Origin of the sequence: Minwuia thermotolerans (assembly GCF_002924445.1) — a bacterium.
Taxonomy (GTDB): domain Bacteria; phylum Pseudomonadota; class Alphaproteobacteria; order Minwuiales; family Minwuiaceae; genus Minwuia; species Minwuia thermotolerans.
This window is the reverse complement of record NZ_PIGG01000040.1, coordinates 146,218-170,521: the sequence shown is the minus strand read 5'-3', so window position 1 is coordinate 170,521 and position 24,304 is coordinate 146,218. Positions and strand designations below refer to the sequence as shown.

Genomic DNA, 24,304 nt, shown 5'->3' with positions numbered 1-24,304 from the left:
CCGGGGGCGCGGTCAACGGGATTCGGCGGCGCCGGGCGGCATTGTCACAGGGGCCGGTCCGTCCTATGGATGCAGACGCATGTTCCGCGCGTCAGGGAGGGCCGCGATGACAGCCACAGACCGGAACGCGGACCGTTGAGCGTCGCGCGGCTGATTCTCGCCATGGGCGCCTGGACGCGCCTGCGCCAGGCCGCCGGCGAGCTCTCGGCGCGGATCGAGGGGGAATTGAAGGCGCAGGGCCTGCCGCCGGTGATCTGGCACGACGCGCTGCAGGCGCTGAAACGCGCCGGCGATGACGGCCTGCGCATGTACGAACTGCAGGACGAACTCCGCCTGCGCCAGTACAACGCCTCCCGCCTGGTCGAGCGCATGGCCATCGACGGGCTGGTGGCCCGGCGCCGTCCCGAGGCGGACCGCCGCGGTCAGGTGCTGACCATCACCGACAGGGGCCGCCAGCGCCTGGACGAGAGCTGGCCGGTCTACCGCCAGGCGGTCGAACGCCACGTCATGGCCCGCCTGGACGAGGCCGACGCCGACAAGCTGGCGGAGCTGATGGAGAAGCTCGCGCGCTAGGACTTGAACCCTGTCATTCCCGCCGCTATAAGCCGCGGTTCCGGTCGTCCGGCAGGGCATGCCGTGTCGGCCCAGAAGCTTGGGAGCGCAAGGCTCCCGACACCTTATGTTCAAGAGGAAGCAAATGCCCAAGATGAAGACGAAGAGCGGGGCGAAGAAGCGATTCAGCCTCACCGCCACCGGCAAGGTGCGGCGCCAGCAGGCCGGCAAGCAGCACGGCATGATCAAGCGCACCAACAAGCAGATCCGCGACCAGCGCGGCACGACGATCATGGCCGACAGCGACGCCAAGTTCGTCAAGAAATACTTCCTGCCCAACGACTGAACGCTGACCAAGGAGACGTAACTCATGGCACGTGTGAAACGTGGCGTCGCCAGTCGTGCGCGGCGCAAGGAAATCCTGGAACAGGCCAAGGGCTACCGCGGCCGCCAGAAGAACGTCCTCTCCATCGCGCGCCAGCGCGTCGAGAAGGGCCTGCAGTACCAGTACCGCGACCGCAAGGTCCGCAAGCGCAACTTCCGCAGCCTGTGGATCCAGCGCATCAACGCGGGCGTGCGCGAACACGGCCTGACCTACGCGGTCTTTATCGACGGCCTGCGGTCCGCCGGTATCGAAGTTGACCGCAAGGTGCTGGCCGATATCGCCGTGCGCGATCCCGACGGCTTCAAGGTCCTGGTCGAGAAGGCCAAGGACGCCCACGAAGCGAAATACGCCGGGAACTGAGATCGCCGGCTGACGCTTCGCCCGAACTATCGCGGAAGCGTTTGACATGGACATCCAGAAACTCGAGACCGAGCTGACCGGTCCGATCGAGAGCGCCGCCTCCATGGCGGCGCTCGAGGACGCGCGTATCGCCGCGCTGGGCAAGAAGGGGCGGCTGACCGAGCTGATGCGCTCGCTGGGCAAGATGGACCCGGCGGAGCGTCAGCAGGTCGCCCCCGAGCTCAACCGCCTCAAGAACGAGATCACCGCCGCCATCGAGACCCGCCGGGCCGAGCTCAAGCGGGCCGAGATGGAGGCGAGGCTGGCCACCGAGGCGGTCGACGTCACCCTGCCGGTCCGCCCCGAGGAGACGGGCCGCATCCATCCCGTCAGCCAGGTGGTGGACGAGATCACCGAGATCTTCGCCGATCTCGGCTTCGCCGTGGCCGAGGGCCCGGACATCGAGGACGACTTCCACAACTTCACGGCGCTGAACTTCCCGCCGGCCCACCCGGCCCGGGAGATGCACGACACCTTCTTCTTCCATCCCGACGAGGCGGGCGAGCGCAAGCTGCTGCGCACCCACACCTCCTCGGTGCAGATCCGCTGGATGGAGAACAACCCGCCGCCGCACCGCATCGTCGTGCCGGGGCGGACCTACCGCTCCGACAGCGACATGACCCATACGCCCATGTTCCACCAGATCGAGGGTCTGGTGATCGACCGGAACGTGCACATGGGCCACCTGAAGGGCGTGCTGGAGGCCTTCTGCGAGGCCTTCTTCGAGGTCGACGAGGTGCAGATGCGCTTCCGTCCCAGCTTCTTCCCCTTCACGGAGCCGTCGGCCGAGGTCGATATCGGCTGCGCCTTCGACGAGGGCCAGATCCGCATCGGCGAGGGCGACGACTGGCTGGAGATCCTCGGCTGCGGCATGGTGCATCCCAACGTGCTGCGCTTCTGCGGCCTGGACCCGGACGAGTGGCAGGGCTTCGCCTGGGGCATGGGCATCGACCGGATCGCCATGCTGAAATACGGCATTCCCGATCTGCGCGCCTTCTTCGAGGCCGATCTGCGCTGGCTGAAGCATTACGGCTTCATGCCCTTCGACGTGCCGGCGCTGGGCGGAGGGCTCAGCCGATGAAGTTCACGCTGAGCTGGCTGAAGGAGCATCTCGACACCGACGCCAACCTGGACGAGATCACGGCGAAGCTGACCGCCATCGGCCTGGAGGTCGAGGCGGTGGAAGACCGGGCGGCGGAGCTGAAGGATTTCACCGTCTGCCGCGTGGTCGAGGCCGCGCCGCATCCGGACGCCGACCGGCTGCGCGTCTGCACCGTCGATACCGGCGCGGAGACCGTGCAGGTGGTCTGCGGCGCGCCCAACGCCCGGACGGGCATGAAAGGCGTCTTCGCGCGCTCGGGCCTCACCGTGCCGGGGACGGGCCTGCTGCTGAAGCCGACGAAGATCCGCGGCGTCGATTCCAACGGCATGCTGGTCTCGGAGCGGGAAATGGGCCTTTCCGACGAGCATACCGGCATCATCGAACTGCCCGAAGACGCGGTCGTGGGCCAGCCTTTCGCGCCGGTCATGGGTCTGGACGATCCGATGATCGAGATCGCGATCACCCCGAACCGCCAGGACTGCCTGGGCGTGAACGGCATCGCCCGCGACCTGGCCGCCGCCGGTCTGGGCCGGCTGATGGCGCCGGACCTCACCGGCCCGGAAGGCAAGTACCAGAGCCCCGTCGGCGTGCGCCTGGCCTTCGAGGACCCGGAAACGGCCGATGCCTGCCCGGTTTATCACGGCTGCCATGTCCGCGGCGTGAAGAACGGGCCGAGCCCCAAATGGCTGCAGGAGCGGCTGCTGGCCATCGGCCTCAGGCCCATCTCCACGCTGGTCGACATCACCAATTTCGTCACCTTCGACCTGGGCCGGCCGCTGCATGTCTTCGACGCCGACAAGGTGAAGGGCGACATCCAGGTCCGCCTCGGCCGGCCGGGCGAGAGCTTCATGGCGCTCGACGGCGAGACCTACGAGATGACCGGCGAGGAATGCGTCATCGCCGACGATGGCGGCGCGCACGGCTTCGGCGGCGTGATGGGCGGCGAGGCGAACGGCGTCACCGCGGAGACCGTCAACGTCTTCATCGAAAGCGCCTGGTTCGATCCCGTGCGGACCGCGCGCACCGGCCGCCGCCACAGCATCGATTCGGATGCCCGCTACCGCTTCGAGCGCGGCGTCGACCCGGAGAGCGTCGCCTGGGGCATCCGGGTCGCGGCCCGGCTGGTCACCGAACTCTGCGGCGGCGAGCCGAGCGAAATCGTCACCGCCGGCGAGATACCCGACACCGGCCGCACGGTCACGCTCCGCGCCTCCCGCGTCGCCAGCCTGGGCGGCGTCGAGGTCGACGAGGCCGAATGCCGCCGCATCCTGGAAGCGCTGGGTTTCGGCGTCTCCGGCTCGGGCGAGGCCATCCGGGTGGCGGTGCCGTCATGGCGGCGCGATATCGACGGGGAGGCCGACCTGGTCGAGGAGGTCGTGCGCATCCACGGCTATGACCATATCCGCTCGGCGCAGCTGCCGCCTGTCTCCGACGTGGCGCGGCCGTCGCTGACGCCGGGCCAGCGCAACGTGCGCACCGCGCGCCGCGTGCTGGCCGGCCGCGGGATGGTGGAGGCCGTCACCTGGTCCTTCCTGCCGCGCGCTCATGCGGCGCTGTTCGGCGGCGGGCAGGATGCGCTGGTCCTCTCCAACCCGATCTCCGCCGATCTCGACTGCATGCGGCCCTCGCTGCTGGCGAACCTGATCGCCGCCGCCGGGCGCAATGCCGACCGGGGCGCCCCCGACACGGCGCTGTTCGAGGTCGGCCCGCAATACCGCGGCGACGGCCCCGACGAGCAGGACACCGTCGCCGGCGGCGTCCGCCGCGGCCAGATCGGCGCCCGCCACTGGGCCGGCGGCCCGCGCCCCGCAGACGCCTTCGACGCCAAGGCCGACGCGCTGGCCGCGCTCACGGCGCTGGGCGTGGACGCTGAGAAGGCGCAGATCGCGGCGGAAGCGCCCGGCTGGTACCATCCGGGCCGCTCGGGCGTGATCCGGCTGGGACCGAAGCTGGTGCTGGCGCATTTCGGTGAGATCCACCCGGCGGTACTCGACGCGCTGGACGTGAAGGGGCCGCTGGTCGGCTTCGAAGTCTTCGTGGAGCGCGCGCCGCTGCCCAAGGCCGGGCGCAAGACCACCCGTCCGCCGCTGAAGATTTCCGACTATCCGGCGGTCAGCCGCGACTTCGCCTTCATCGTCGACCGCTCAGTCGCCGTGGCCGAGATGATCCGCGCCGCCCGCGGGGCCGACCGCAACCTGATCGAGGACGTCCAGGTCTTCGACGTCTACGAGGGCGCCAGTATCGGCGAGGGCAGGAAGTCGATTGCGCTGGCGGTGAAGCTGCAGCCCACGGACCGCACGCTCACCGACGAGGAGATCGAGCAGGTCGCCGGCAAGATCGTCGCCAATGTGACGAAGTCGACTGGGGGCGTCCTCAGGGGCTAGTAGTTCGCCCGATATTGTCGCCCTTGGACTTGATCCAAGGGCCCAGCGCACCATTGAACTGGGTCCTGGGGTCAAGCCCCAGGACCCATATTGTTTAGGCGGCTTCGCCATCCCGCCTTCACCCAGGCGGGGTCGCCTCCGGCCCGGCGATTTCCATGGCCTTGCGGTAGGCGGGGCGCTGGCCGATGCGCGCGGCGTAGGCTTTCGTGTTCGGCAGGTCGTCGATGGACCGGCCGCCCGAGGGGATGATGCGGACGACGTCGTACATGGTCATGAAATCGGCGCAGGTGATCTCGTCGCCGGCCAGGTAGGGCGTGCGGCCCAGAGTCTGTTCGAGCATGGCGTAGTAGCCGTCCCAGCGCCGCCGCAGCAGTTCCCTGACCAGCGGCGTCGTCTCCCCCTCCGGGTTGGCGCCCAACGCCAGCTGAGCGAAGTACAGGCCCAGCGCGTTGTTGTTGAAGTGCATCCAGTAGAGGTAGTCGGGATAGTTCGCCTGGTCGGGCGAGACCGTGAACCGGCCGCCGGCATGGCGGTGGCAGATATGTTCCAGGATCACCGCGGATTCCGTCAGCCGCCGGCCGTCGTCGTCGATGACCGGCGCGGTCGCCGCCGGGTGCAGCGCCACATAGTCGTCCGGCATCAGCCGGTTGGCCTTCCGGCGATACCATTTCAGCTCGTAGGGCAGGCCGAGTTCCTCCATCAGCCAGACAACCCGGTCCGACTGGGAGACGCCGAGATGGTGTATCGTGATCATGGTCGTTTCCTTCCGCCTGCTTTCGCCCAGCATAGACAGCCGCTCCGCCGCCGGGGAAGCGCGGTTTGACTGGCGCGGACAATAGGCTATGACGCTGTGGCGAAACGGCTGACCGGCGGACTCGAATCGGGGAGGATAGGGTATGTCGAGCAACGCTCCGATGGACATTCTGCAGGCGGTCGTCCTGCCGGAATGGATCGACTACAACGGCCACATGAACGTGGGCTACTACAATGTGGCCTTCGACAAGGCGACGGACGGCCTGTTCGACCATCTCGACATGGGGCTGGACTACGTGCAGCGGGAGAACAAGTCGTTCTTCACGCTGGAGACCCATGTCCACTATGTCCGCGAGGTCCTGGAAGGCACGCCGCTGCGCTACACGGTCCAGCTCCTCGACTTCGACGCCAAGCGCGTGCACGCCTTCTTCCAGATGTTCCACGCCGAGGAGGGCTATCTGTCCGCGACGTCGGAGCAGATGTGCGTCCATGTCGACCTGGCCACCCGCCGCACCGCGGCGATGCCCGACGATCTCTACGCCCGGGTGGAGAAGCTCGGCCTGGCGCACCGTGACCTGCCCTGGCCCGAGCAGGCCGGCCGCGGCATGAAGATCCGCCGCCGCGGCGCGGCGGCCTGACGCGCCATGCCGCCCGTGGTCCAGCGCGCCCGCGAATGGATCACGAAGCTGTTCCGCGAAAGCCTGCGCGACTTCCGGCCCTTCCGCGATCTGGCCGCGCGCGAACAGATGACGATGCTGCTGTTCGCGGTGCTCACCGGCCTGACCGTCGGCTACGCGGCCTACGGCTTCCGCCTGTCGCTGTCGGCGGTCCAGTACCTGTTCTACGGCGTCGGCACCGAGTATCTGGTGCAGACGATCCTGGTCCTGCCCTGGTGGCACGTCGTGCTGGCCCCGGCGCTGGGCGGCCTGGCGGTGGCGCTGTTCCTGAAGTTCGTGATGCCCGGCCACCGGCCGCAGGGCGTCGCCGAGGTGATCGAGGCCGGCATGTACCACAACGGGCGGATGTCGTTCCGCGCAGGCATGGGGGCGGCGTTCACCAGCGCGCTGTCGATCGGCGCCGGCGCCTCGGTCGGGCGGGAGGGGCCGCTGGTCCATCTCGGCGGCTCCATCGCCAGCATCCTGACCAAGCGCCTCAACCTGAGCCGTCTGGACGGCCACACCATGCTGGCCTGCGGCGTGGCCGCGGGCGTCGCGGCGTCGTTCAACGCGCCCATCGCGGGCGTGATCTTCGCCCACGAGGTGGTGCTGGGCCATTACGCGCTGCGCGCGCTGGCGCCGGTGGTGATCTCGGGGGTCTGCGGCACCATCGTCACCCGCATCCACATCGGCGACTTCCCGGCCTTCCTGATCCCCGACTACGACATTCTCAGCTTCTGGCAGTTCCCCGCCTTCATGATGCTGGGGCTCGTCTCCGGCCTGATGGCGCTGATCTTCTTCTGGTCGGTGGGCTTCACCAGGGATGTCATCGGTCGGACGCGCATCCCGGACTTCTGGCGGCCGCCCATCGCCGGCCTCGCCGTCGGCGTCATTGCGTTGCAGTTCCCGGAGGTGCTGGGCGTCGGCTACGAGGCGACCGACAATGCGCTGAACCAGGTCTACCCCCTGCACCTGCTGATCCTGCTGGTGGCGGCGAAGATGGCCGCGACCTCGATCTGCGTCTCCGGCGGCTTCGGCGGCGGCGTCTTCTCGCCGGCGCTGTTCATCGGCGCGATGACCGGCGGCGCCTTCGGCCTGATCGCCGCCAATGTCTTCCCCGAACTGGCCGCCGAGCATGGCCTCTACGCCATCGTCGGCATGGGGGCGGTGGCTTCGGCCGTGCTGGGCGCGCCGATCTCGACCACGCTGATCGTCTTCGAGCTCACCGGCGACTATCGCGTCACCATTGCGTTGATGGTGGCCGTGGTGCTGGCCACCGTCATGGCGCGGCAGTTCCGCTATCCCAGCTTCTTCCACTGGCAGCTCGCCCGCCGCGCGGTGAAGCTCGCCGAGACCGACGAGGTGCTGCTGCACGCCCAGGTCGTCGCCGACGTCATGGTGACCGACGTGGAGACGATCAGCCCGGAGATGAGCTTCGGCGAACTGCGCGAGGTCTACCGCGACAGCAGCGCCCAGGCCTATTACGTCGTCGACGCCGACGGGCGCATCCAGGGCGCGCTGAACGAGGCCGACGTGAAATACGCCCTGCTGGATCCGATGCTGGACAACCTCGGCCGCGCCGTCGACATCGCTTCCCAGACCGGGCCGCTGCTGACCCCCGACATGCCGCTGGACGAGGCGCTGACCGCCTTCCGGGGCACGGCGCATCGCTTCCTGGCCGTGGTCGACAGTCCCGTTGGCCGCCGGCTGCTCGGCACCGTCGCCTTCCGCACGGTGCTGGAGGCCCACAACCGCGCGCTCAAGGCCGCCCAGGCGGAGACGCGATAGGCCCGGGCGGTCTGCTTCTCTATTTCCGGCGGTTCTTCAGGCCGATGGAGCGCCCGGCCTCCGGCGGCGGATCGAGGCGGGCGTGCGCCGCCTGCATCGCGGCGAGTCGGGCCTGGATGTCCGGGTGCATGGGCGCGGCGCGGCGCGTCTCCCGGCTGACATGCAGGCTCATCAGTTCGTTGGTGGCGGCCCGGTAGCCGTCCTCGGCGTGAACCATCTCGTGAATGTAGTGGATGCGCTTCTCGTCGAAGCCAAGCAGCCAGGTCCGGAACAGCAGCGGATCGCCTTCGCGGACCTCCTGCAGGTAGTTGATATGGGCCTCCAGCGAGAAAGTCGTGATCTGCTGCGTCTCGCGGTGATCGGCGGTGAGCCCGCAATCGTCCAGGAAGGCGTCCGTGGCGAAATCGAAGACCACCAGGTAGTAGCCCATGTTCATGTGACCGTTGTGGTCGATCCACGCCGGCCGCACCTTGTCCCGATAGCCTTCGAACGGCGCCTTGATCGCCTGCATGCCGCCTCCCATATCTCCGACAGCGGCACTTAACCGCGTTTCGGACACGCCGGGCAACCGCCAGCGGGCCCTTGGCGCGACGATCCGATCGTGATATAGACCGCGCTCCAACGGCGGAGTTCGATTCGCCGAACGGATCGGTGTTGCCTGCAATGGCGGGCAACGGACGTGAGAATGTCAAGGTAACGGCGAACAGCGAAAGAGGAACGTCTTGGAAGTCAGCGTTCGTGACAACAATGTCGATCAGGCCCTCAAGGTCCTGAAGAAGAAGATGCAGCGGGAAGGCATCTTCCGCGAAATGAAGCTTCGCAACTACTACGAGAAGCCGTCGCAGCGGCGCGCCAGGGAGAAGGCCGAGGCCGTTCGCCGGGCGCGGAAGCTCGCGCGCAAGCGGGCTCAGCGCGACGGGCTCTGAGCCCCGAAGCCACCGTCATTGCCGAACAGGATGTCGGCCGGTCCATCGACCGGCCGATCGCGTTTGTCCGCGCCGAACTGGCGGGGGCCCGGAATCGGAAGGGGCGCGCCGTGATGCAACCGCGGCGCGCCCCTTCGTCGTTTCCCGTGTGGCGCCGGCCGGCTGGCCGAGCGGTCAGACCAGGAAGATCGCCATCAGCGCCAGCAGGACGATGCAGCCGATCACGCCCCATTTCACCAGCCCGGTGAACGCGCCATAGACCGACCTGTGCTGGGAGATATCCATCGAACCCGGCTCGTGCATGATTTCCGCCCTTTCCCTGTGGCCTTGCAGACCTGAAATTCCGGCGAGAAGATAGGCGAGGCCGCGCCCGCCCGCAAGATGCGCCGGGTCTCCGGCTCAGGCGGCGGCCTTCCGCCGCATGACATGGCCGGCGATCTCGTCGAGCGGCGCGATCCAGACGTCGCCCCGGGCTTCGGCGTGGTCGACCAGCCGCTCCAGGATGTTCATGCGGTGGTGGCGGCCGATGACCGAGGGGTGGCAGGTCAGCGTGAAGACGCCGCCCTCGCCGACGATGCCGTCCAGTTCGTCGCGCCAGATGCGGAAGACTTCCTCGGGTCCGTGCAGCTGCGCCATCAGGTGCGGCGGCATGAACCACATGAAGTAGACCGCGTCATCCAGGCACCAGTCGATGGGAAACTCCAGCAGGTCCGGCTGATCCGGGTAGATGTCGGAGAGCATGTGCGGCGCCTCGCCCGCGAACAGGCTGGAATCATAGGTGAAGCCGCGCTCCGCCAGCAGGCGCGCCGTGTGCAGGTTCATGTCCCAGGCCGGCGAGCGGTAGCCGGCGGGCCTGACGCCCAGATGCATCTCGAAGGCCGCGAGCGCGGCGTCGAGCACCGCCGCCTCGGCCTCCGGATCGTCCTTGTAGAGCGAGACGTTCTCGTGCTCGTGGCCATGGGCGCCGATCTCGTGGCCCTGCTCGACGATCGCGCGGAAGGATTCGGGCCAGCGCTCCACGTTCGCGCCGGGCACGTAGAAGCCGCCACGGATCCCGCGCCGTTTCAGGAAATCGAGAATGCGCGGCAGGGCCGTGTGCAGGCCGTACATGCCGCGGCTGTAGCCCTGCAGCCGCTTCGGCTTCTTCTCGAACAGCCGCTCGCCCGTGCGCGGGCCGGCCGGGTCGGGCCGGGCCGGCGCGTAGGCGTAGGTCACGTCGCAGTCGAAGGTCAGCGCCATGGCGCCGCGCCGGCCGTCGGGCCATGGGCCCCGGAACTCGTTCAGCATGATCGTCTCCCCGTATCGGGTCCGATTATGCATCCGCCGCCGCCGGGACCAAGAGCGGGCAGCGTCCGCGCAACGAAAAAGGCAGCCGTCCGAAGACGACTGCCTCTTCCTGTCGGTTCGTGCGGGGCCGGGGCCGGAGCCCCGGCGCCGGGTCGCCTCTTACTGGCGATCCTGCACGATGATGACCACGCGGCGGTTCAGCGGCTCACGCACGCCGTCGCCCGTCTGCACGGCCGGCAGGCTCTCGCCCAGGGCCGCAGCCTCGATGCGGTCGGCGGCGACGCCCCGCAGCTCGAGCACGTCGGTCACGGCGTCGGCACGGCGGTTCGACAGAGCCACGTTGTAGTCCGCCGGGCCCGAAGTGTCGGCATGGCCGGTCACGTCGATCTCGGCATTCGGCCGGGCGCGGAAGTCCGCCATCGCCTCATCGATCACATTGAACGCCTCGGATTCGATCTCGGACTCGTCGAACTCGAAGTAGACCGTGTAGGTCCGCGCCGGAACTGCAGCCTCAGGCTTCGGCGCGACGGCGACCGGCGGGTTCTCGATCGCGTTCAGGGCCGCATTGGCCTTGTCGCGGCAGCGCCAGATGTGCAGCAGCTGATAGCCTTCCTCGACCTGCTCCAGCCAGCAGTCGTAGCCGGACTGGGCCTGCGCCAGCAGACGCGGCGTTTCCGTCGCGGCGCCACCGTCATAGGCGGCCAGAATGCGCTGGTAGGTGCGCTCGGCATAGGCCGTCTCGGTGCCCGGAATGGAGCGGCTGTTGGGCAGATCCGGCTTCACCACGAAGCCGTCCGCAGCCGCCTGGGCCTTGTCCTGGAAATGGCGCAGGGAGTCGATATCCTTCTGGATATCCTCCTCGGACGCCAGGTGGGCGTACTCGCCGGCCAGCGCCTGGTTCAGCGCCGTGGCCTCCGACGTCATCATCGCCTCTTTCTCGTGCGCCGCAGCGAACGCCTGCTGAGGCAGCAAGAACATTGCGACAGCAGCGATAGCAGCCGACGACGCAGTTATTCTGGCGAGGTTTTTCATTCTTATTCCCCTATTTCCTATTCGCATCTTCAGGTCGGATTGATTTGACCGTTGCACATGACGCAGAACGACCAAACGCTACCGAGCGCCGATCTGCCTGGGCCGGAAGCTTGTCCTTGTCACATGTCCGTGCCATGACGGGCGCGTGGCTGTTTCGTGACCGGTATTGCATTGAAACCGCACGCAACCCTTTACTGACCCGAGCATAACCGGAGGACTTCTTTTGCCTCACGACAACATAAATGGCCATGCTAGAGCCGACTTCAATGAAGTGCGACAGGCTTTCGCATCAAATTTTCACGACTATGGCGAAATTGGGGCGAGTTGCTGCGTCACGCTCGGGGGCGAAACGGTCGTCGACCTGTGGGGCGGCGTTGCGGATCAGGCTACCTCGCGCCCCTGGGAGGAGGACACGATTTCCGTGGTTTTCTCCGCCACCAAGGGCGCCACGGCGATCTGCGCCCATCACCTGATCGAGCGTGACGCCTTCACACTCGACACGCCGGTCGTCGAATTGTGGCCGGAATTCGGCGCCCAGGGCAAGGACGGCGCCACGGTCCGCATGATGCTCGACCATTCTGCCGGCGTCCCCGTTCTGCGAGAAAAACTGAAAGAAGACGGCATCTATGACTGGGATTACATGTGCGATCGTCTTGCCGCCGAACAGCCGTTCTGGCAGCCGGGCGAGCGCAACGGCTATCACGGACTGACCTTCGGCTGGACGGTGGGCGAGCTGGTGCGCCGGGCCTCGGGAAAATCGCTTGGAACCTATTTTCGCGAGAATGTGGCCGAACCGCTCGGCATCGACTTCTGGATCGGCCTGCCGGAAGAAATGGAGCCGCGGGTGGCGCCGATGATCTTCCGCCGCCACCAGCCCGGCGACGCGCAGCCGCCCTTCCTGGAGGTGGGGCTGAACCAGCCGGGCTCGATCCCGCATCTGTTCCTGTTCAACTCCGGCGGCTTTCTCTCGCGCGGCTGCAATACCCGTGAGGGCCACGCGGCGGAGCTGGGCGGCGCCGGCGGCATCACCAATGCCCGCGGACTGGCGCTGATGTACCGCCCCTTCGCCAATGGCGGTTCGTGGGACGGCGTGGACATGGTGGGGCCGGACACCCTCGCCGCCATGGGGGAGGTCTCGACCGCGACCAACCTGGATGCCAACCTGCAGATCCCGACCCGCTTCGCGCCGGGCTTCATGAAGTCGATGGACAATCGCGGCCTCGGCTTCGAGAGTGCGATCATCGGCGCGGGCGCCTTCGGCCATGTGGGCGCGGGCGGCTCCATCGGTTTCGCCGATCCGGAGCTGGGACTCAGTTTCGGCTACACCATGAACCGGATGGGCGAAGGCCTGCTGCTCAACGAGCGCGGCCAGGCGCTGGTGGACGCGGTCTATCGCTGCCTGGGCGGCATGGCGGTGCGCGGCGGGGCCTGGCGGCGCGCCTGAGGCGCGGCGCCGCCGTTGCATCGCCGCACGCACGCCCTATTCTCCCCCGGTCGAACGCCAAGGGGAGGCCGCGGGACGTGAATCTGACCGATTGGGACAACCGGGAACGCCGCTACGACCTGAGTCCGGAAGCGGCGGCGCGGGAGCTGGAGCGCCATTACGGCATCGCCGGCGAGACCACCTTCGCCGACCTGGTCGCCCGGGCCGCCGAACAGTTTCCGGCCAAGGTCGCGATCGTCCATCATGGCCGCATCCTGACCTACGCCCAGCTCATACGGAAGGTGGCGGCCGTGCGCCGTTTCGTGGCGGACCGTGCGAAGCCGGGCCAGCGGGTGGCGCTGCTGGTCGACAACTCCGACCACTATCCGATCTGGTATTTCGGCATCCTGGCGGCCGGAGCCGTCGCGGTGCCGATCAACCCCAAGCTGGTGGCCCGGGAACTGGGCTACATGGTCGGCGACGCGGAGCCCGTGCTGTTCGTCGAGGAGACCCGATTCGAGAAGCTGATCGACGACGCCCTGGCGATGGCGGGACGCGACGTGCCGCGCTTCGTGGTCGACCGCGACCCGCCGCCGCCCTATGCCGGCGAGTGGCAGCCGACGCGGGGCATCGACGTCCACAGTCCGGCGGCGATCTACTACACCTCCGGCACCACGGGGGCGCCCAAGGGCGTGATCCACACCCACTACAGCCTGATGGCCGGCGCCGTCCTCTGTCCGGAAGCCTGGGAGCACACCGGGCCGGAGACGCGCTTTCTGGCCTGCACGCCGATGTTCCATATTGCCAGCCACGTCTTCTTCCTGGTGATCCTGGCGCTGGGCGCGACGCTGGTGGTCGACAGCTATCAGACCGAGCGCACCATGCGCCAGATCGCGGATCACCGCATCGACGCGTTCTTCGCGGTGCCCTCGCAGCTTCTGATGATGGAGCAGCACCCGCTGAAGGACGAACTCGATTTCTCCCACGTCAAGATGGTCTGTTTCGGCGCCGCGCCGATGGCCATGGACCGGTTGCAGGCCGTGCAGGACATGTTCCCCAATGCCGGCCTCGTCCACGCCATGGGGCAGACCGAAAGCTGCGGCATGATCGTCACCCTGTCCTCGAAACGGGCCTTCGAGAAGATCGGCTCGGTCGGCGTGCCCGTGCCGGGCAACGTCATCCGTGTGGTCGACGCGGACGACAACGACGTGCCCCGGGGGGAGATCGGCGAACTGGTCAGCCGCGGCCCGCAGAACATGATCGGCTATCTCAACCGCCCGGACGCGACGGCGGAGACCCTGCGCGGCGGCTGGCTGCACACCGGCGATCTCGGCTATCAGGACGAGGACGGCTATCTCTATCTGGTCGACCGCTCCAAGGACATGATCATCCGCGGCGGCGAGAACATCTACTCCACCGAGGTCGAGGATGTCGTCTACATGCTGGACGCGGTTTCGCTCTGCGCGGTGATCGGGGTGCCCGACAAGCTGTTCGGCGAGGAAGTCGGCGTCTTCATCCAGACCCGGAAGGGCAGGGCGCTGGCGGCCGAGGACGTGCAGAAGCACTGCCGGGAACATCTGGCCGCCTACAAGGTGCCCCGTGTCGTGGAGTTCGTCGACGATTTCGCCATGACCGCGACCGGCAAGATCCAGAAGGGCGAACTCCGCAAGCGCTACCAGGGCTGACCCCGGGGGCGGGGATCCGTTCCGCTGAGAACAAGGCCGTCGCCCGGCGGCGTCATGCCCGCGCCTCCCCCCGACCGGTCATCCCCGCCTTGTGCGGGGATGACAGGTTGTTTCCAGAGCCTTTGCATGAAGCGCAGGCTATGGCCTCTCAGGACGATGGCATTTCAATCGCGGGCATGCCCGCCGCCCCGAACGGGGCCAGGGGCGGCAAGGCGTTCGACCGGAGGCCGGACAGCCTACCCCCCGTAGGCGCGCTGACCCTCGACGATCGTCCATTCGACGATGTCGCGCAGCACCGTGCCCATGGCCTCGTCCCAGGCGCGGATGGAATCTTCCATGTTCTCGGTCGGCGGATCGTCGACCGCAGCCTCGAAGCTGGCGGAGCGGACGATGATCTGGCGCGGCTGGCGGATCAGCTTGGCGTTGATCCGCACGCGGATCTTGCCGCCGCCGAAGTTCTCCACCTGGAATTCGCGGATCTCGGTCTTCAGGCTGAAGTCGGCGCGCAGCCCGATGGCCTGACGGCCGACGGCGACGATGGTGCCGCTGTTCTCGAAACTTTCCACCAGCAGGGTCTGGACCATCTTCGGGGCGCGCTCGGTCCAGCGGATATCGCCGAAATAGCCCAGTTCCAGATGCGAGGGCCTCACGGCGATCCGCGCCGTGTCCAGGCCGCCGGCGGCGACGGGCTCCTCGATCACGAGTTGCCATTCGACCCGGGGCAGACCGGGATCGAAATTGCTCTTGGGCGACAGGTTGTAGAGATTGCTGGGCGCCTTCGGCACCGGCAGGATGCCGCCGCAGGCGGCCAGCAGCAGCATCGCCGCGGCCAGCGCGAGCGCCGGACCGGCCCGGAACCGGCGCTTCACTGATTGCGCTCCACGACCGCGCCCCCGCTGCCGAACAGCGACTGGGCCCCGCCGGCCTCCAGCCGCTCGGTCAGGCGGGAGAGCGAGGCGATCAGCAGCCGCGCCTCGGTGATGAAGCGCTGGAATTCGCCCAGCCCGTCATTGGCGAAGCTGCTCAGATACTCCTCGTTGTTCTGCAGCAATCCGTTCAGCGTCGACATCATTTCTCCCAGATCCCGGTTGGTCTGGCGCAGTTCACCGATCAGCGCCCTGGCGTCCTTGGTAACCACCTGGTCGACGCCGGTCATGGCGCCGCGGGCCACCGCCAGCGTTTCCTCCGCGTCGTCGATCACGCCCGACGAACGGTCGACCAGTTGACGCGCGCTCTTCATCGTCGCGGCGATGTCCGCGGCGCTGCTGTCGAGCGAGCGCAGCACGCTGTCGATGCGCATGTCCTGGCCGGCCAGGGTGCCGGTGACGGTCTTCAGGTCCGACAGGATGCCGGCGATCGAATCCTGATTCTCCGAACCCAGCAGATCGGCCAGCCGTTCGGTGACAACGATGGCCCGGCTGAGCAGTTCCGGCGCGCCGGAGAACAGCCTCTCGATGTCCGACGGCGCCGAGGGGATGATCGGCCTGGGCGCCAGCGGCGGGGTGGTCAGGGGCGGGCTCTTGGCGGCCGCGCCCTCGATGTTGACATAGGCGACGCCGGTGATGCCCTGCAGCTTCAGCGTGGCGATATCGCCCTCGCGGATCGGCACGTCTTCGTCGATCTCGACCACCGTGCGGACCTGGGTGGGGTCGTCGGGATCGATGCGGATATCGGTGACGGAACCGACCTTGATGCCGCGGTAGCGGACATCGCCGCCGACCGAGAGGCCGGCCACCGAACCGCGGAAATAGATGTCGTAGATCCGCTTGGCCTCGTCCAGCCCGGCCTGGGAGATCCAGATCGCGAAGCCGAAGAAGGCGAGGGTGAAGATCAGCACGACGCTGCCGATCAGCAGATGGCTGGCCCGGGTCTCCACAGCCTACTCCGCTTCGCTGTCCCGCGCGGCGCGGGCGCGGGGTCCGTGGAAATATTCGCGGATCCAGGGATGGTCGTGCCGCTCCAGCTCCCTGACGGGCGCCACCGAAAGAACCTTGTGATCCGCGAGAACCGCGACACGGTCGCAGATCGCATAGAGGCTGTCCAGATCGTGGGTGACCATGACCACGGTCAGCCCCAGCGCGCGGGACAGCTCACCGATCAGCTCGTCGAACTGCGCCGCGCCGATGGGATCCAGACCTGCGGTCGGTTCGTCGAGAAAGACGATCTCCGGATCCAGGGCCAGCGCCCGCGCCAGGCCTGCGCGCTTGCGCATGCCGCCCGACAGCTCCGAGGGATATTTCGGCGCGGCGTCGGCGGGCAGGCCGACCATGGCGATCTTCAGCCCTGCGAGTTCGTTCATCAGCCCCTGCGGCAGGTCCGTGTGCTCGCGCATCGGCGCTTCAACGTTCTCGGCGACGGACAGCGAGCTGAACAGGGCGCCGTTCTGGAACAGCACGCCCCAGCGCCGTTCCAGCAGGCGGCGGCGGTCGGGGTCGAGCGCGCCGAGGTGCTCGCCGAAAACCTCGATGCGCCCCGCGCTCGGCCGGAGCAGACCGATGATGGCGCGGAGCAACACCGACTTGCCGGTGCCCGAGCCGCCGACCACGCCCAGCACCTCGCCCTGGCGCACTTCCAGGTCTACGCCGTCGTGCACGGTCTGGGGCCCGAAGCGGGTGACGAGGCCGGAGACGCGGATGATCGGGCAAGCCACGGTTCAGACCCCGATCAGGTTGAAGAAGACCGAGAACATGGCATCGACGACGATGACGATGAAGATGCCCTCGACAACGGCCCGGGTGGTCTGCTGACCCAGCGATTCCGCGCTGCCGGCGGTGCGCAGCCCCTCGTAGCATCCGACCATCGCGATCAGCGCGCCGAAGACCGGCGCCTTGACCAGGCCCACCAGCAGGGTCGACAGCTTGACCGCCGCCACCAGTCGCTCGGCGAACATTGCCGGCGGGATGTCGAGCGCGATCCAGGCCATCAGCCCGCCGCCGATCAGGCCGCTGATATCGGCCAGCAGCGCCAGCGGCCCCATCATCAGGCAGAGCGCCAGCACCCTGGGCAGCACCAGGACCTCCATCGGGTCGAGGCCGAGGGCCCGCATGGCGTCGACTTCCTCGTTGACCTTCATGGAGCCGATCTGGGCGGCGAAGGCGCTGCCCGAGCGGCCGGCGACGACGATCGCCGTCAGCAGGATGCCGATTTCGCGCAGCACGGATATGCCGATCAGGTTGACGGTGAAGATCTGCGCCCCGAACCGTTCGAGCTGCGCCGCGCCCTGAAAGGCGAGCACGACGCCGACCAGGAAGGAGATCAGGGCGACGATTGGGAACGCCTTCACGCCGGCCTGCTCCATGTGGTGGACGGTGGCGGTCAGGCGCAGGCGGCCGGGGCGGAGCGCGGTTCGCGCCGCGCACTCTATCGTCGCGCCCAGGAAGCCGACAATGGAGGTGGCGCGCGCGCCGGCGGCCAGCACGCCTTCGCCGAGCGCGGCGACCAGGCGGACCACCGGGTTGCCATCGTCGGGCAGCACCACGGGCCGGGCATGGGCTTCCGCCACCCGTTCGATGAGCTGGCGCTGGACCTCGCTCGCGCCGTCGATCCGGGCGCCCGTCCGGTCGGCCAGACGGACCAGAAGATAGGCGCCGGAGGTGTCCAGCCAGGTGACGCCGGAGACGTCGATCACGGTCAGGTCTGCCGGCGCGGCGGCGGCCTGCCGGTCCAGCAACCGGGCGTGCGCGACCGACCAGGCGCCATGGGCGCGCGCCGCGCCCTCGGTGACTTCCAGCCCCGGCGCCGCGGCGCGGTCCGCCCCGCCGCCTTTCTGTTCGGAATTGTCGTCGGCGATGGTAGTCAAGTCTCGACGCGGCCCGCGTTCCGTTTATGAGGGAAGGGAATCTGCATCATGCCCCGCTTCAGCGCCAACATCGACATGCTGTTTACCGAACTGCCCTTCCTGGAGCGGTTCGAGGCCGCCGCCGCGCACGGTTTCACCGAAGTCGAGATCCTCAATCCCCACATCCACGACCGCGAGGCGATGCGCGCCGAACGGGACCGCCACGGCCTCGGCATCACGCTGATCAACATGCCGATCCCGCGCATGGCTGACGGCGACAGGGGCGCGGCGGTCGACCCGGCGGCGACGGAGCGTTTCCTGGAAGAGGCGGAGCGGACGCTCGACCTCGCCCGCTTCCTGGAAGCGCCGCGCGTCCATGTGCTGGCCGGCCGGGCCGAGCCCGGCGACGCCGCCGCCGAGGCCGCCTTCGTCGAGCATGTCCAGCGCGCCGCCGCCATGGCGGCGGACGCGGGAGTCCGGCTGATGCTGGAGCCGATCAACACGCGCGACATTCCGGGCTACTTCCTGCGCACGGTCGACCAGGCCCTGCGCATCCTCGACCGGGTCGGACGCGACAACGTGTTCCTGCAGTTCGACGCCTATCATGTGCAGGTGATGAGCGGCGACATCGTGCACCGCTTCCGCGCCGCCTTCGACCGCATCGGCCATGTGCAGATCGCCAACCCGCCGGACCGCCACGAACCGGGCCGCGGCGAGATCGACTTCGCCTTCTTCTTCGAACAGGTCGACGCGCTGGGCTATGACGGCCGGGTCAGCCTGGAGTACCGTCCCGCCACGACGACGTCCGAGAGCCTGGCCTGGGGCGCGCCCTGGGGGCTGGGCGCCGGGGCGGGCTGAGGCGTGACGGCGCGCATTGTCCGCGTCGGCGCGCTGGGCCAGACCGGACGGGCACGAGACCACGGATGAACGGAACGGTGAGACGACATGCGACTGATCCTGGCCGCCTGCCTGGCCACGCTCCTTTCCCTGCCCGCCGCCGCCGGCGAGGGCGACGCCGCCAGCGGCGAAGAGATCTTCATGCGCTTCTGCAAGCAGTGCCACATCCCGATTCCCGGCGATCCGCTGACCGCGCCGGATCTGTCGGGGGTGGTCGGCCGGCCCGTCGCTGCCGAGCAGGGCTACCGCTATTCCGACGCCTTCCTGGCCCGCCGCGAGGAGGGGATGATCTGGACCGAGGAGAACCTGGACGCCTTCCTGCGCCATCCGCGCGATTTCATTCCGGGCTCCATCATGGTCTTCAAGGGTGTGCGCCGCGGTTCCCACCGCGACGACCTGATCGCCTTCCTGAAGGCGCTGGAGCCGAGGAGTGGGAGCGGAACAGCTTCCGATTGAATTGCCCGGGATAGGCGCCCTCGGATCAAGGTCCGCCCCCGAACGGGGGCATGCCCGCCTTGTGCGGGCATCCGGTTACCCGCATGACTCGCGGCGAAGCCGTTCCGGACCCCCGCACAGGGCGGGGGTGACAGGAAAAGGGGCGCCGGGAAAGGGGGAGGGCAGGGTAAGGGATGGCCCTGGCAGGTGCGGAGGGCCTCAGCCGTCCTCGAGCTGTTTCCACATTTCCCGGTCGCGTTCGGCCGTCCAGATGCGCGGATGCTCGATGCCCGCGGCCTCGTCATAGGCGCGGGAGATGTCGAAGGGCATGCAGTGGTCGAAAATCGACCAGTGGCCGTACTTTTCCTCCAGGCGCGGCACCACGCTGTCGTAGACCTGTTTCAGCGACTGATCCTGGCCGACGCCCTGGCTCGCGCCCTCGTAGAGCGCGCGGATGAAGCTTTCGGTGCCGGCCATCGCCGCCTCGCAGTCCTCCGGCGTCGTCATCGCCGGGCCGCGCCCCGGCACCAGGTAGCGCGGCTGCAGCTGGCGCAGCTTCTCCAGCGTCTGCGGCCAGTCGCGCAGATAGGCGTCGCCGGTATAGGGCGTGGCCCCGTTCTCGACCAGATCGCCGGAGAACAGCACCCGCTGTTCCGGCAGCCAGACCACCGTGTCGCCCTTGGTGTGGCCGCGGCCGGGATGGATGATCTGGACCTCCAGACCGCCCATCATCACCGTCATGCGCTCCCTGAAGGTGATGGTGGGCCAGGTCAGGCCCGGAATGCTCTCGATGCCGCGGAACAGACGCGGGAAGCGTCCGGCTTCCGAATCGTAGTCCTGCTGGCCGCGCTCCCGGATCAGGTCGTGCGTCGGCTCCGAACAGATCACGTGCTCCGCCCCGTAGGCGGCGGCCCCCAGCACCCGGACGGCGTGATAGTGGGTCAGCACCACGTACTTGAACGGCTTGTCGGTGATCGCGGCGACGCGGCGTTTCAGGTCCTGGGCGGCGATGGGCGTTGCGCGGGTGTCGATCACCATCACCCCGTCGTCGCCGATCACCACGCCGGACGTGGGGTCGCCTTCCTCCACATAGACCCAGGCGTTCTCGGTGAGTTGCTCGAAGGAGATCTCCTTCTCCTCGTTGACGTCGGTCGATGCGAACGAGCGCGCCATTGATGTTTCTCCCCGTTTCGTTCCTCGAACATCACTTAAGACCGCCGCCGCGCCGCCTTCAAGCGCCCGGTCGTTGAAAGCCCCCGCGAACAGGTTAATCTCGGCGCCCATGCCCGAAGCGACCGCTGCACCCCTGCCCGACATCGCCGGCCGACTGATCGAGCGGATCGCCATCCGCGCGCCGTCGCTGATCGTGACCGTCTGGGGCGACACCATCGCCGCCCATGGCGAGGCCGTGTGGCTGGGCAGCCTGATTCGGCTTATGGGCGATTTCGGCCTCAACGAGCGGGTGGTCAGGACCTCGGTCTTCCGCCTGCAGAAGGACAACTGGCTGGCCCGGGAGCAGATCGGCCGGCGCAGCCTCTACGATCTGACCCCTTCGGCGCGGCGCATATCGGCCGCCGGCGACAGCCGCATCTACCGGCCGGCGCCGCCCGAATGGCGCGGCGAATGGCTGGTGCTGATCCTGGGACCGTCAACGGCGGAGGTGCGGGAGAAGCTGCGCCGGGAACTGCTGCTGCAGGGCTTCGGCAGCCCGTCGCCCGGCGTCTTCGTCCGCCCCGACGGCGATTTCGCCTCGGCCCGCGACCTGCTGGAGGAGTTCGGCGTCGCCGAGGACGTTGTGGCGTTCCATTCCGACGGCGCCCTGACCGACGGGCTGGGCCCCGTCCGGCGCATGGTGGCGCACGCCTGGGATCATGCGGCGCTGGAGCAGGGCTACCGCGAGTTCATCCAGCTTTTCCGGCCGGTGCTGGCGGAGGCCGCAGGGCTCGACGACCGCGCCCGTTTCGTGGTCCGCACCCTGTTGATCCACGAGTTCCGCCGGGTCACCCTGCGCGACCCGATGCTGCCGGCGGAGCTGCTGCCGGCGGACTGGCCGGGCCAGCGGGCGCGCGACCTGTGCGCGGCCATCTACCGCGCCATCCATGCCGGCGCGGCGCGCCATGCCATGGCGGTGCTGGAAACGCGCGCCGGACGTCTACCCAAGCCGCGCGCGGCCTACTACGATCGCTTCGGGGGAATTGACTGGGAGAACGGCGACCGGCAACAGGCCGCCGCAAGGGGAGGAACCGATAGATGAGTTTGAAGGTGGCCATTGTCGGCGCGGGGCCGGCGGGGTTCTACGCGGCCGAGGCGCTGGCCTCGGCGGACGAGACGGTGCATGTGGATCTGATCGACCGGCTGCCGACGCCGCACGGGCTGATCCGCTCCGGCGTGGCGCCCGATCATCAGAAGACCAAGAACGTCACCCGGAAATACGACCAGACCGCCAGCCGCGACAATGTCCGCTATGTCGGCAATGTCATGCTGGGCCGCGACGTCAGCGTCGCCGAGCTGAAGGAGATCTACGACGCCGTCATCATCGCTTTCGGCGCGGAGGGTGACCGGCCGCTAGGCGTGCCCGGAGAGGACAAGGAGGGCGTCTACGGCTCCTTCGCCTTTGTCGGCTGGTACAACGGCCATCCCGATTTCGTCGACCTCGATCCGGACCTGAACACCGAATCGGCCGTCGTCGTCGGCAATGGCAACGTGGCGCTGGACTGCGCCCGGCTGCTGGCCCGGACCGCGAACGAGATGAAGGCCTCCGACGTCTTCGAGGACGCCGGGGAGGCGATGTACAACAGCCCGATCCGCGACATCTACATCCTCGGACGGCGCGGCCCCGTCGAGGCCAGCTTCTCGATCGCGGAGATGCGGGAGATGGGCGAACTTGAGCAGGGCGTCTCCGTCGTGCACGACGACCAGATTCCCGAGGAACTGCCCGAGGACATGGACGCCAGGGAGGCGCGCAGCCGCAAGCCGGTGCTGGAGGTGCTGAAGAGCTTCCGCCAGAACCGCTCCGGCACCAAGCCGAAGACGGTGCATTTCGAGTTCTTCCTCCGGCCTGTCGAGGTGCTGGGCGACGACCGGGTCACCGGCATCCGGGTCGAGCGCACGCGCCTGGAGAACGGCCGCGCCATCGGCACCGGCGAGATCTTCGACATCCCCTGCGGCATCGTCATCACCTGCATCGGCTATGTCAGCCGGGAGGTCGAGGGGCTGCCGATGGAGTGGGGCAAGATCGTCAACGAGGATGGTCGCGTCGGACCCGGCGTCTACTGCGTCGGCTGGGCCAAGCGCGGGCCGACCGGCACCATCGGCACCAACCGCCCGGACGCGCAGGACGTCGCCCGGCTGGTGATCGAGGACCTGGGCCAGGGCGCCGGCAAGCCCGGCGGGGCGGCGCTGGACACGCTGCTGCAGGACCGCGGGCTGCGCCATACCGACTACGAGGACTGGATGAAGATCGACGAGGCCGAGCAGGCCAATGCGCCGGAGGCGGCGCCCAGGCGGAAGTTCGTCACCATTCCCGACATGCTGGCGATCGTCGACGAGGCCTGAACGGGATCCCTGACCCATGTCCATGATCGTCCAGATCAGCGATCTGCACGTCTCCGATCCGGACAGTCCGTCGGACCGGATCGTCCGCCAGGCGGACCGTCTGGCCCGGGCCGTGGCCTGGATCAACCGCCTGCGGCCGCAGCCGGATCTGGTGCTGGCGAGCGGCGATCTGGTCGACCAGTGCCGGCGGAGCGAGTACGAGCGGCTGAAGGCGGAGCTGGCGGACCTGAGGGCGCCGATCCGGCTGATGGTCGGCAATCACGACGACCGCGACCACCTGCGTGCGGTCTTCGACGATCACGACTACCTGCCGGACGGTCCTTTCGTGCACTACACGGTCGACCATCTGGACGTGCGGGTGATCGCCCTCGATTCCCAGATCCCGGGCGAGATCGGCGGCGAACTCTGCGCCCGGCGGCTGGCCTGGCTGGAGGCGCGCCTGGCCGAGGAAACGGCGAAGCCGACCATTGTCGCGTTGCACCACCCGCCCTTCCCGGGGGGCATCGAGAAGATGGACGCCCACAGTCTGATCCGCGGGGGGCCGGCGCTGGAATCTCTGCTGGCGCGCGCCGGCCAGGTGGTCCGCGTGGTGGCCGGCCATGTGCACCGGCCCTTCACCGCCATGTTCGGCGGGCGGCTGGCCATGACCTGCCCCAGCACGTCGCACCAGATCGCCTTCGACATCGAGCGCCAGGACGGCGTGGCGATCATGGACGAGCCGGCGCAGGCGCTGTTGCACCTATATCGGCCGGCGAGCGGCCTCGTGACCCACCTGCTGCCTATCGGCGATCATCCGGTCCTCGTCGACGTCAAGCTCGACTGAACGCGGGACGGGCGCGGAGCCGGCCGGTCCGGCCACGCCCCCTCACCGCCGCTGGATGAATCCGAGCGACGAATAGTCCCCCTCATCGTCGCGGCAGCGCGAACACAGCCGGTTGTGCGGTCCGTGGCTGGTGAAACCCGCGCCGCAGCAGAGGCAGTCGCGCCGGCGGCGCGTTTCCGTGCGTCCGATGATGATGCGGGGACGTCCCCGGCGCTTTCCCGCCATGTCGATGCTCCTCCTTGGCTGAACCTGTGGACCCAAGGATAGCGGCGACGCCCCTCTGCACAAGCATAAATACCGGGTAATTGGGAAAATAATTGCAAATATACCGAAAATGACGCTATAAGGATCGCGCTCGCCGGGCGTTGCGCCGGCGGCGGGAAGCGAGAGGAGGCCCGTTTGACGCCGATGACCGATCTGCCGCTCTGGCTGCCGCTCTGCGGC

26 protein-coding genes are annotated in these 24,304 nt (G+C 68.2%); 15 read left to right on the top strand and 11 right to left on the bottom strand.

Going from position 1 to position 24,304, the window contains the following annotated elements; genetic code table 11:
- Positions 1-135: 135 nt before the first annotated feature.
- From CWC60_RS13570 to pheT, 5 genes are all read left to right on the top strand, one after another.
- Positions 136-573, top strand: a complete 438-nt coding sequence (locus CWC60_RS13570) for a MarR family winged helix-turn-helix transcriptional regulator (protein WP_164516540.1) — start codon at positions 136-138, stop codon at positions 571-573.
- A 124-nt stretch (positions 574-697) separates the two neighbouring features.
- The gene (rpmI, locus tag CWC60_RS13565; RefSeq protein WP_109794472.1) at positions 698-898 is read left to right on the top strand and encodes a 50S ribosomal protein L35; all 201 of its coding nucleotides are present in this window, start codon (positions 698-700) and stop codon (positions 896-898) included.
- Positions 899-922: 24 nt separating this feature from the next.
- Positions 923-1,297: a 50S ribosomal protein L20 gene (rplT, locus tag CWC60_RS13560; protein WP_109794471.1), complete on the top strand. Its 375-nt coding sequence runs from the start codon at positions 923-925 to the stop codon at positions 1,295-1,297.
- A gap of 46 nt (positions 1,298-1,343) precedes the next feature.
- Positions 1,344-2,417: a phenylalanine--tRNA ligase subunit alpha gene (gene pheS, locus CWC60_RS13555; RefSeq protein WP_109794470.1), complete on the top strand. Its 1,074-nt coding sequence runs from the start codon at positions 1,344-1,346 to the stop codon at positions 2,415-2,417.
- On the top strand, positions 2,414-4,822 hold the full coding sequence (gene pheT, locus CWC60_RS13550) for a phenylalanine--tRNA ligase subunit beta (protein WP_109794469.1): 2,409 nt from the start codon (positions 2,414-2,416) through the stop codon (positions 4,820-4,822). Before pheS ends, pheT begins: the two co-directional genes overlap by 4 nt.
- A 118-nt stretch (positions 4,823-4,940) precedes the next feature.
- On the opposite strand, the gene CWC60_RS13545 is transcribed toward pheT, so the two are convergent.
- Positions 4,941-5,576 (bottom strand): glutathione S-transferase family protein, encoded by a 636-nt coding sequence (locus CWC60_RS13545; RefSeq protein WP_109794540.1) that lies wholly within the window; start codon positions 5,574-5,576, stop codon positions 4,941-4,943.
- Between the two features lie 142 nt (positions 5,577-5,718).
- Here CWC60_RS13545 and CWC60_RS13540 point away from each other — a divergent pair, with 142 nt between their 5' ends.
- Together CWC60_RS13540 and CWC60_RS13535 are read left to right on the top strand one after the other, a co-directional pair.
- The gene (locus CWC60_RS13540) at positions 5,719-6,213 is read left to right on the top strand and encodes a thioesterase family protein (protein ID WP_109794468.1); all 495 of its coding nucleotides are present in this window, start codon (positions 5,719-5,721) and stop codon (positions 6,211-6,213) included.
- A 6-nt stretch (positions 6,214-6,219) separates the two neighbouring features.
- Positions 6,220-8,019 (top strand): chloride channel protein, encoded by a 1,800-nt coding sequence (locus CWC60_RS13535; protein ID WP_109794467.1) that lies wholly within the window; start codon positions 6,220-6,222, stop codon positions 8,017-8,019.
- Positions 8,020-8,038: 19 nt separating this feature from the next.
- Here CWC60_RS13535 and CWC60_RS13530 read toward each other — a convergent pair whose 3' ends face one another.
- Positions 8,039-8,530: a thioesterase family protein gene (locus CWC60_RS13530; protein WP_109794466.1), complete on the bottom strand. Its 492-nt coding sequence runs from the start codon at positions 8,528-8,530 to the stop codon at positions 8,039-8,041.
- A gap of 211 nt (positions 8,531-8,741) precedes the next feature.
- Here CWC60_RS13530 and rpsU point away from each other — a divergent pair, with 211 nt between their 5' ends.
- Complete coding sequence (gene rpsU, locus CWC60_RS13525) at positions 8,742-8,945, top strand: 30S ribosomal protein S21 (RefSeq protein WP_109794465.1); 204 nt, start codon at positions 8,742-8,744, stop codon at positions 8,943-8,945.
- 174 nt (positions 8,946-9,119) lie between these two features.
- Here the strand turns inward: rpsU and CWC60_RS13520 are convergent, their stop codons facing one another.
- The 3 genes from CWC60_RS13520 to CWC60_RS13510 all read right to left on the bottom strand — a co-directional run bounded on the left by CWC60_RS13520 (position 9,120) and on the right by CWC60_RS13510 (position 11,159).
- Positions 9,120-9,248, bottom strand: coding sequence for an aa3-type cytochrome c oxidase subunit IV (locus tag CWC60_RS13520; RefSeq protein WP_125182785.1), 129 nt, complete (start codon positions 9,246-9,248; stop codon positions 9,120-9,122).
- Between the two features lie 96 nt (positions 9,249-9,344).
- On the bottom strand, positions 9,345-10,232 hold the full coding sequence (locus tag CWC60_RS13515; protein WP_164516539.1) for a polysaccharide deacetylase family protein: 888 nt from the start codon (positions 10,230-10,232) through the stop codon (positions 9,345-9,347).
- Between the two features lie 159 nt (positions 10,233-10,391).
- On the bottom strand, positions 10,392-11,159 hold the full coding sequence (locus CWC60_RS13510; RefSeq protein ID WP_164516538.1) for an OmpA family protein: 768 nt from the start codon (positions 11,157-11,159) through the stop codon (positions 10,392-10,394).
- A gap of 376 nt (positions 11,160-11,535) precedes the next feature.
- Here CWC60_RS13510 and CWC60_RS13505 point away from each other — a divergent pair, with 376 nt between their 5' ends.
- Together CWC60_RS13505 and CWC60_RS13500 are read left to right on the top strand one after the other, a co-directional pair.
- Positions 11,536-12,708, top strand: a complete 1,173-nt coding sequence (locus CWC60_RS13505) for a serine hydrolase domain-containing protein (RefSeq protein ID WP_206419926.1) — start codon at positions 11,536-11,538, stop codon at positions 12,706-12,708.
- Between the two features lie 77 nt (positions 12,709-12,785).
- On the top strand, positions 12,786-14,372 hold the full coding sequence (locus CWC60_RS13500) for a class I adenylate-forming enzyme family protein (RefSeq protein WP_164516537.1): 1,587 nt from the start codon (positions 12,786-12,788) through the stop codon (positions 14,370-14,372).
- A 236-nt stretch (positions 14,373-14,608) separates the two neighbouring features.
- Here CWC60_RS13500 and CWC60_RS13495 read toward each other — a convergent pair whose 3' ends face one another.
- From CWC60_RS13495 to CWC60_RS13480, 4 genes are read right to left on the bottom strand one after another with little or no spacing between them, the layout of a single operon-like run.
- Complete coding sequence (locus CWC60_RS13495) at positions 14,609-15,241, bottom strand: ABC-type transport auxiliary lipoprotein family protein (protein ID WP_206419925.1); 633 nt, start codon at positions 15,239-15,241, stop codon at positions 14,609-14,611.
- The gene (locus CWC60_RS13490) at positions 15,238-16,248 is read right to left on the bottom strand and encodes an MlaD family protein (protein WP_109794461.1); all 1,011 of its coding nucleotides are present in this window, start codon (positions 16,246-16,248) and stop codon (positions 15,238-15,240) included. The genes CWC60_RS13495 and CWC60_RS13490 overlap by 4 nt, the downstream gene beginning before the upstream one ends.
- Positions 16,249-16,251: 3 nt before the next feature.
- Entirely contained in the window at positions 16,252-17,022 is a 771-nt protein-coding gene (locus CWC60_RS13485; protein WP_109794460.1) for an ABC transporter ATP-binding protein, read from the bottom strand.
- Positions 17,023-17,025: 3 nt separating this feature from the next.
- Positions 17,026-18,171: an MlaE family ABC transporter permease gene (locus CWC60_RS13480; RefSeq protein WP_109794459.1), complete on the bottom strand. Its 1,146-nt coding sequence runs from the start codon at positions 18,169-18,171 to the stop codon at positions 17,026-17,028.
- Positions 18,172-18,219: 48 nt separating this feature from the next.
- Between CWC60_RS13480 and CWC60_RS13475 the strand changes: the two genes are divergently transcribed.
- Both CWC60_RS13475 and CWC60_RS13470 read left to right on the top strand, forming a co-directional pair.
- Positions 18,220-19,008: a hydroxypyruvate isomerase family protein gene (locus CWC60_RS13475; RefSeq protein ID WP_109794458.1), complete on the top strand. Its 789-nt coding sequence runs from the start codon at positions 18,220-18,222 to the stop codon at positions 19,006-19,008.
- An 87-nt stretch (positions 19,009-19,095) separates the two neighbouring features.
- Entirely contained in the window at positions 19,096-19,503 is a 408-nt protein-coding gene (locus CWC60_RS13470) for a cytochrome c family protein (protein WP_109794457.1), read from the top strand.
- 198 nt (positions 19,504-19,701) lie between these two features.
- On the opposite strand, the gene CWC60_RS13465 is transcribed toward CWC60_RS13470, so the two are convergent.
- Entirely contained in the window at positions 19,702-20,655 is a 954-nt protein-coding gene (locus tag CWC60_RS13465; RefSeq protein WP_109794456.1) for an MBL fold metallo-hydrolase, read from the bottom strand.
- 109 nt (positions 20,656-20,764) lie between these two features.
- On the opposite strand from CWC60_RS13465, the gene paaX reads away from it, so the two are divergent.
- Genes paaX through CWC60_RS13450 form a run of 3 tightly spaced genes read left to right on the top strand, consistent with a single transcriptional unit; the run spans position 20,765 to position 23,860 of the window.
- Positions 20,765-21,736 carry a phenylacetic acid degradation operon negative regulatory protein PaaX gene (gene paaX / locus CWC60_RS13460; RefSeq protein ID WP_109794455.1) on the top strand — a complete coding sequence of 324 codons (972 nt, stop codon included), beginning with the start codon at positions 20,765-20,767 and terminating at the stop codon, positions 21,734-21,736.
- Positions 21,733-23,037 carry an FAD-dependent oxidoreductase gene (locus CWC60_RS13455; protein ID WP_109794454.1) on the top strand — a complete coding sequence of 435 codons (1,305 nt, stop codon included), beginning with the start codon at positions 21,733-21,735 and terminating at the stop codon, positions 23,035-23,037. Before paaX ends, CWC60_RS13455 begins: the two co-directional genes overlap by 4 nt.
- A gap of 16 nt (positions 23,038-23,053) precedes the next feature.
- Complete coding sequence (locus tag CWC60_RS13450; protein ID WP_109794453.1) at positions 23,054-23,860, top strand: phosphodiesterase; 807 nt, start codon at positions 23,054-23,056, stop codon at positions 23,858-23,860.
- 42 nt (positions 23,861-23,902) lie between these two features.
- Here CWC60_RS13450 and CWC60_RS13445 read toward each other — a convergent pair whose 3' ends face one another.
- Entirely contained in the window at positions 23,903-24,085 is a 183-nt protein-coding gene (locus tag CWC60_RS13445) for a hypothetical protein (RefSeq protein ID WP_109794452.1), read from the bottom strand.
- Between the last annotated feature and the right edge of the window lie 219 nt (positions 24,086-24,304).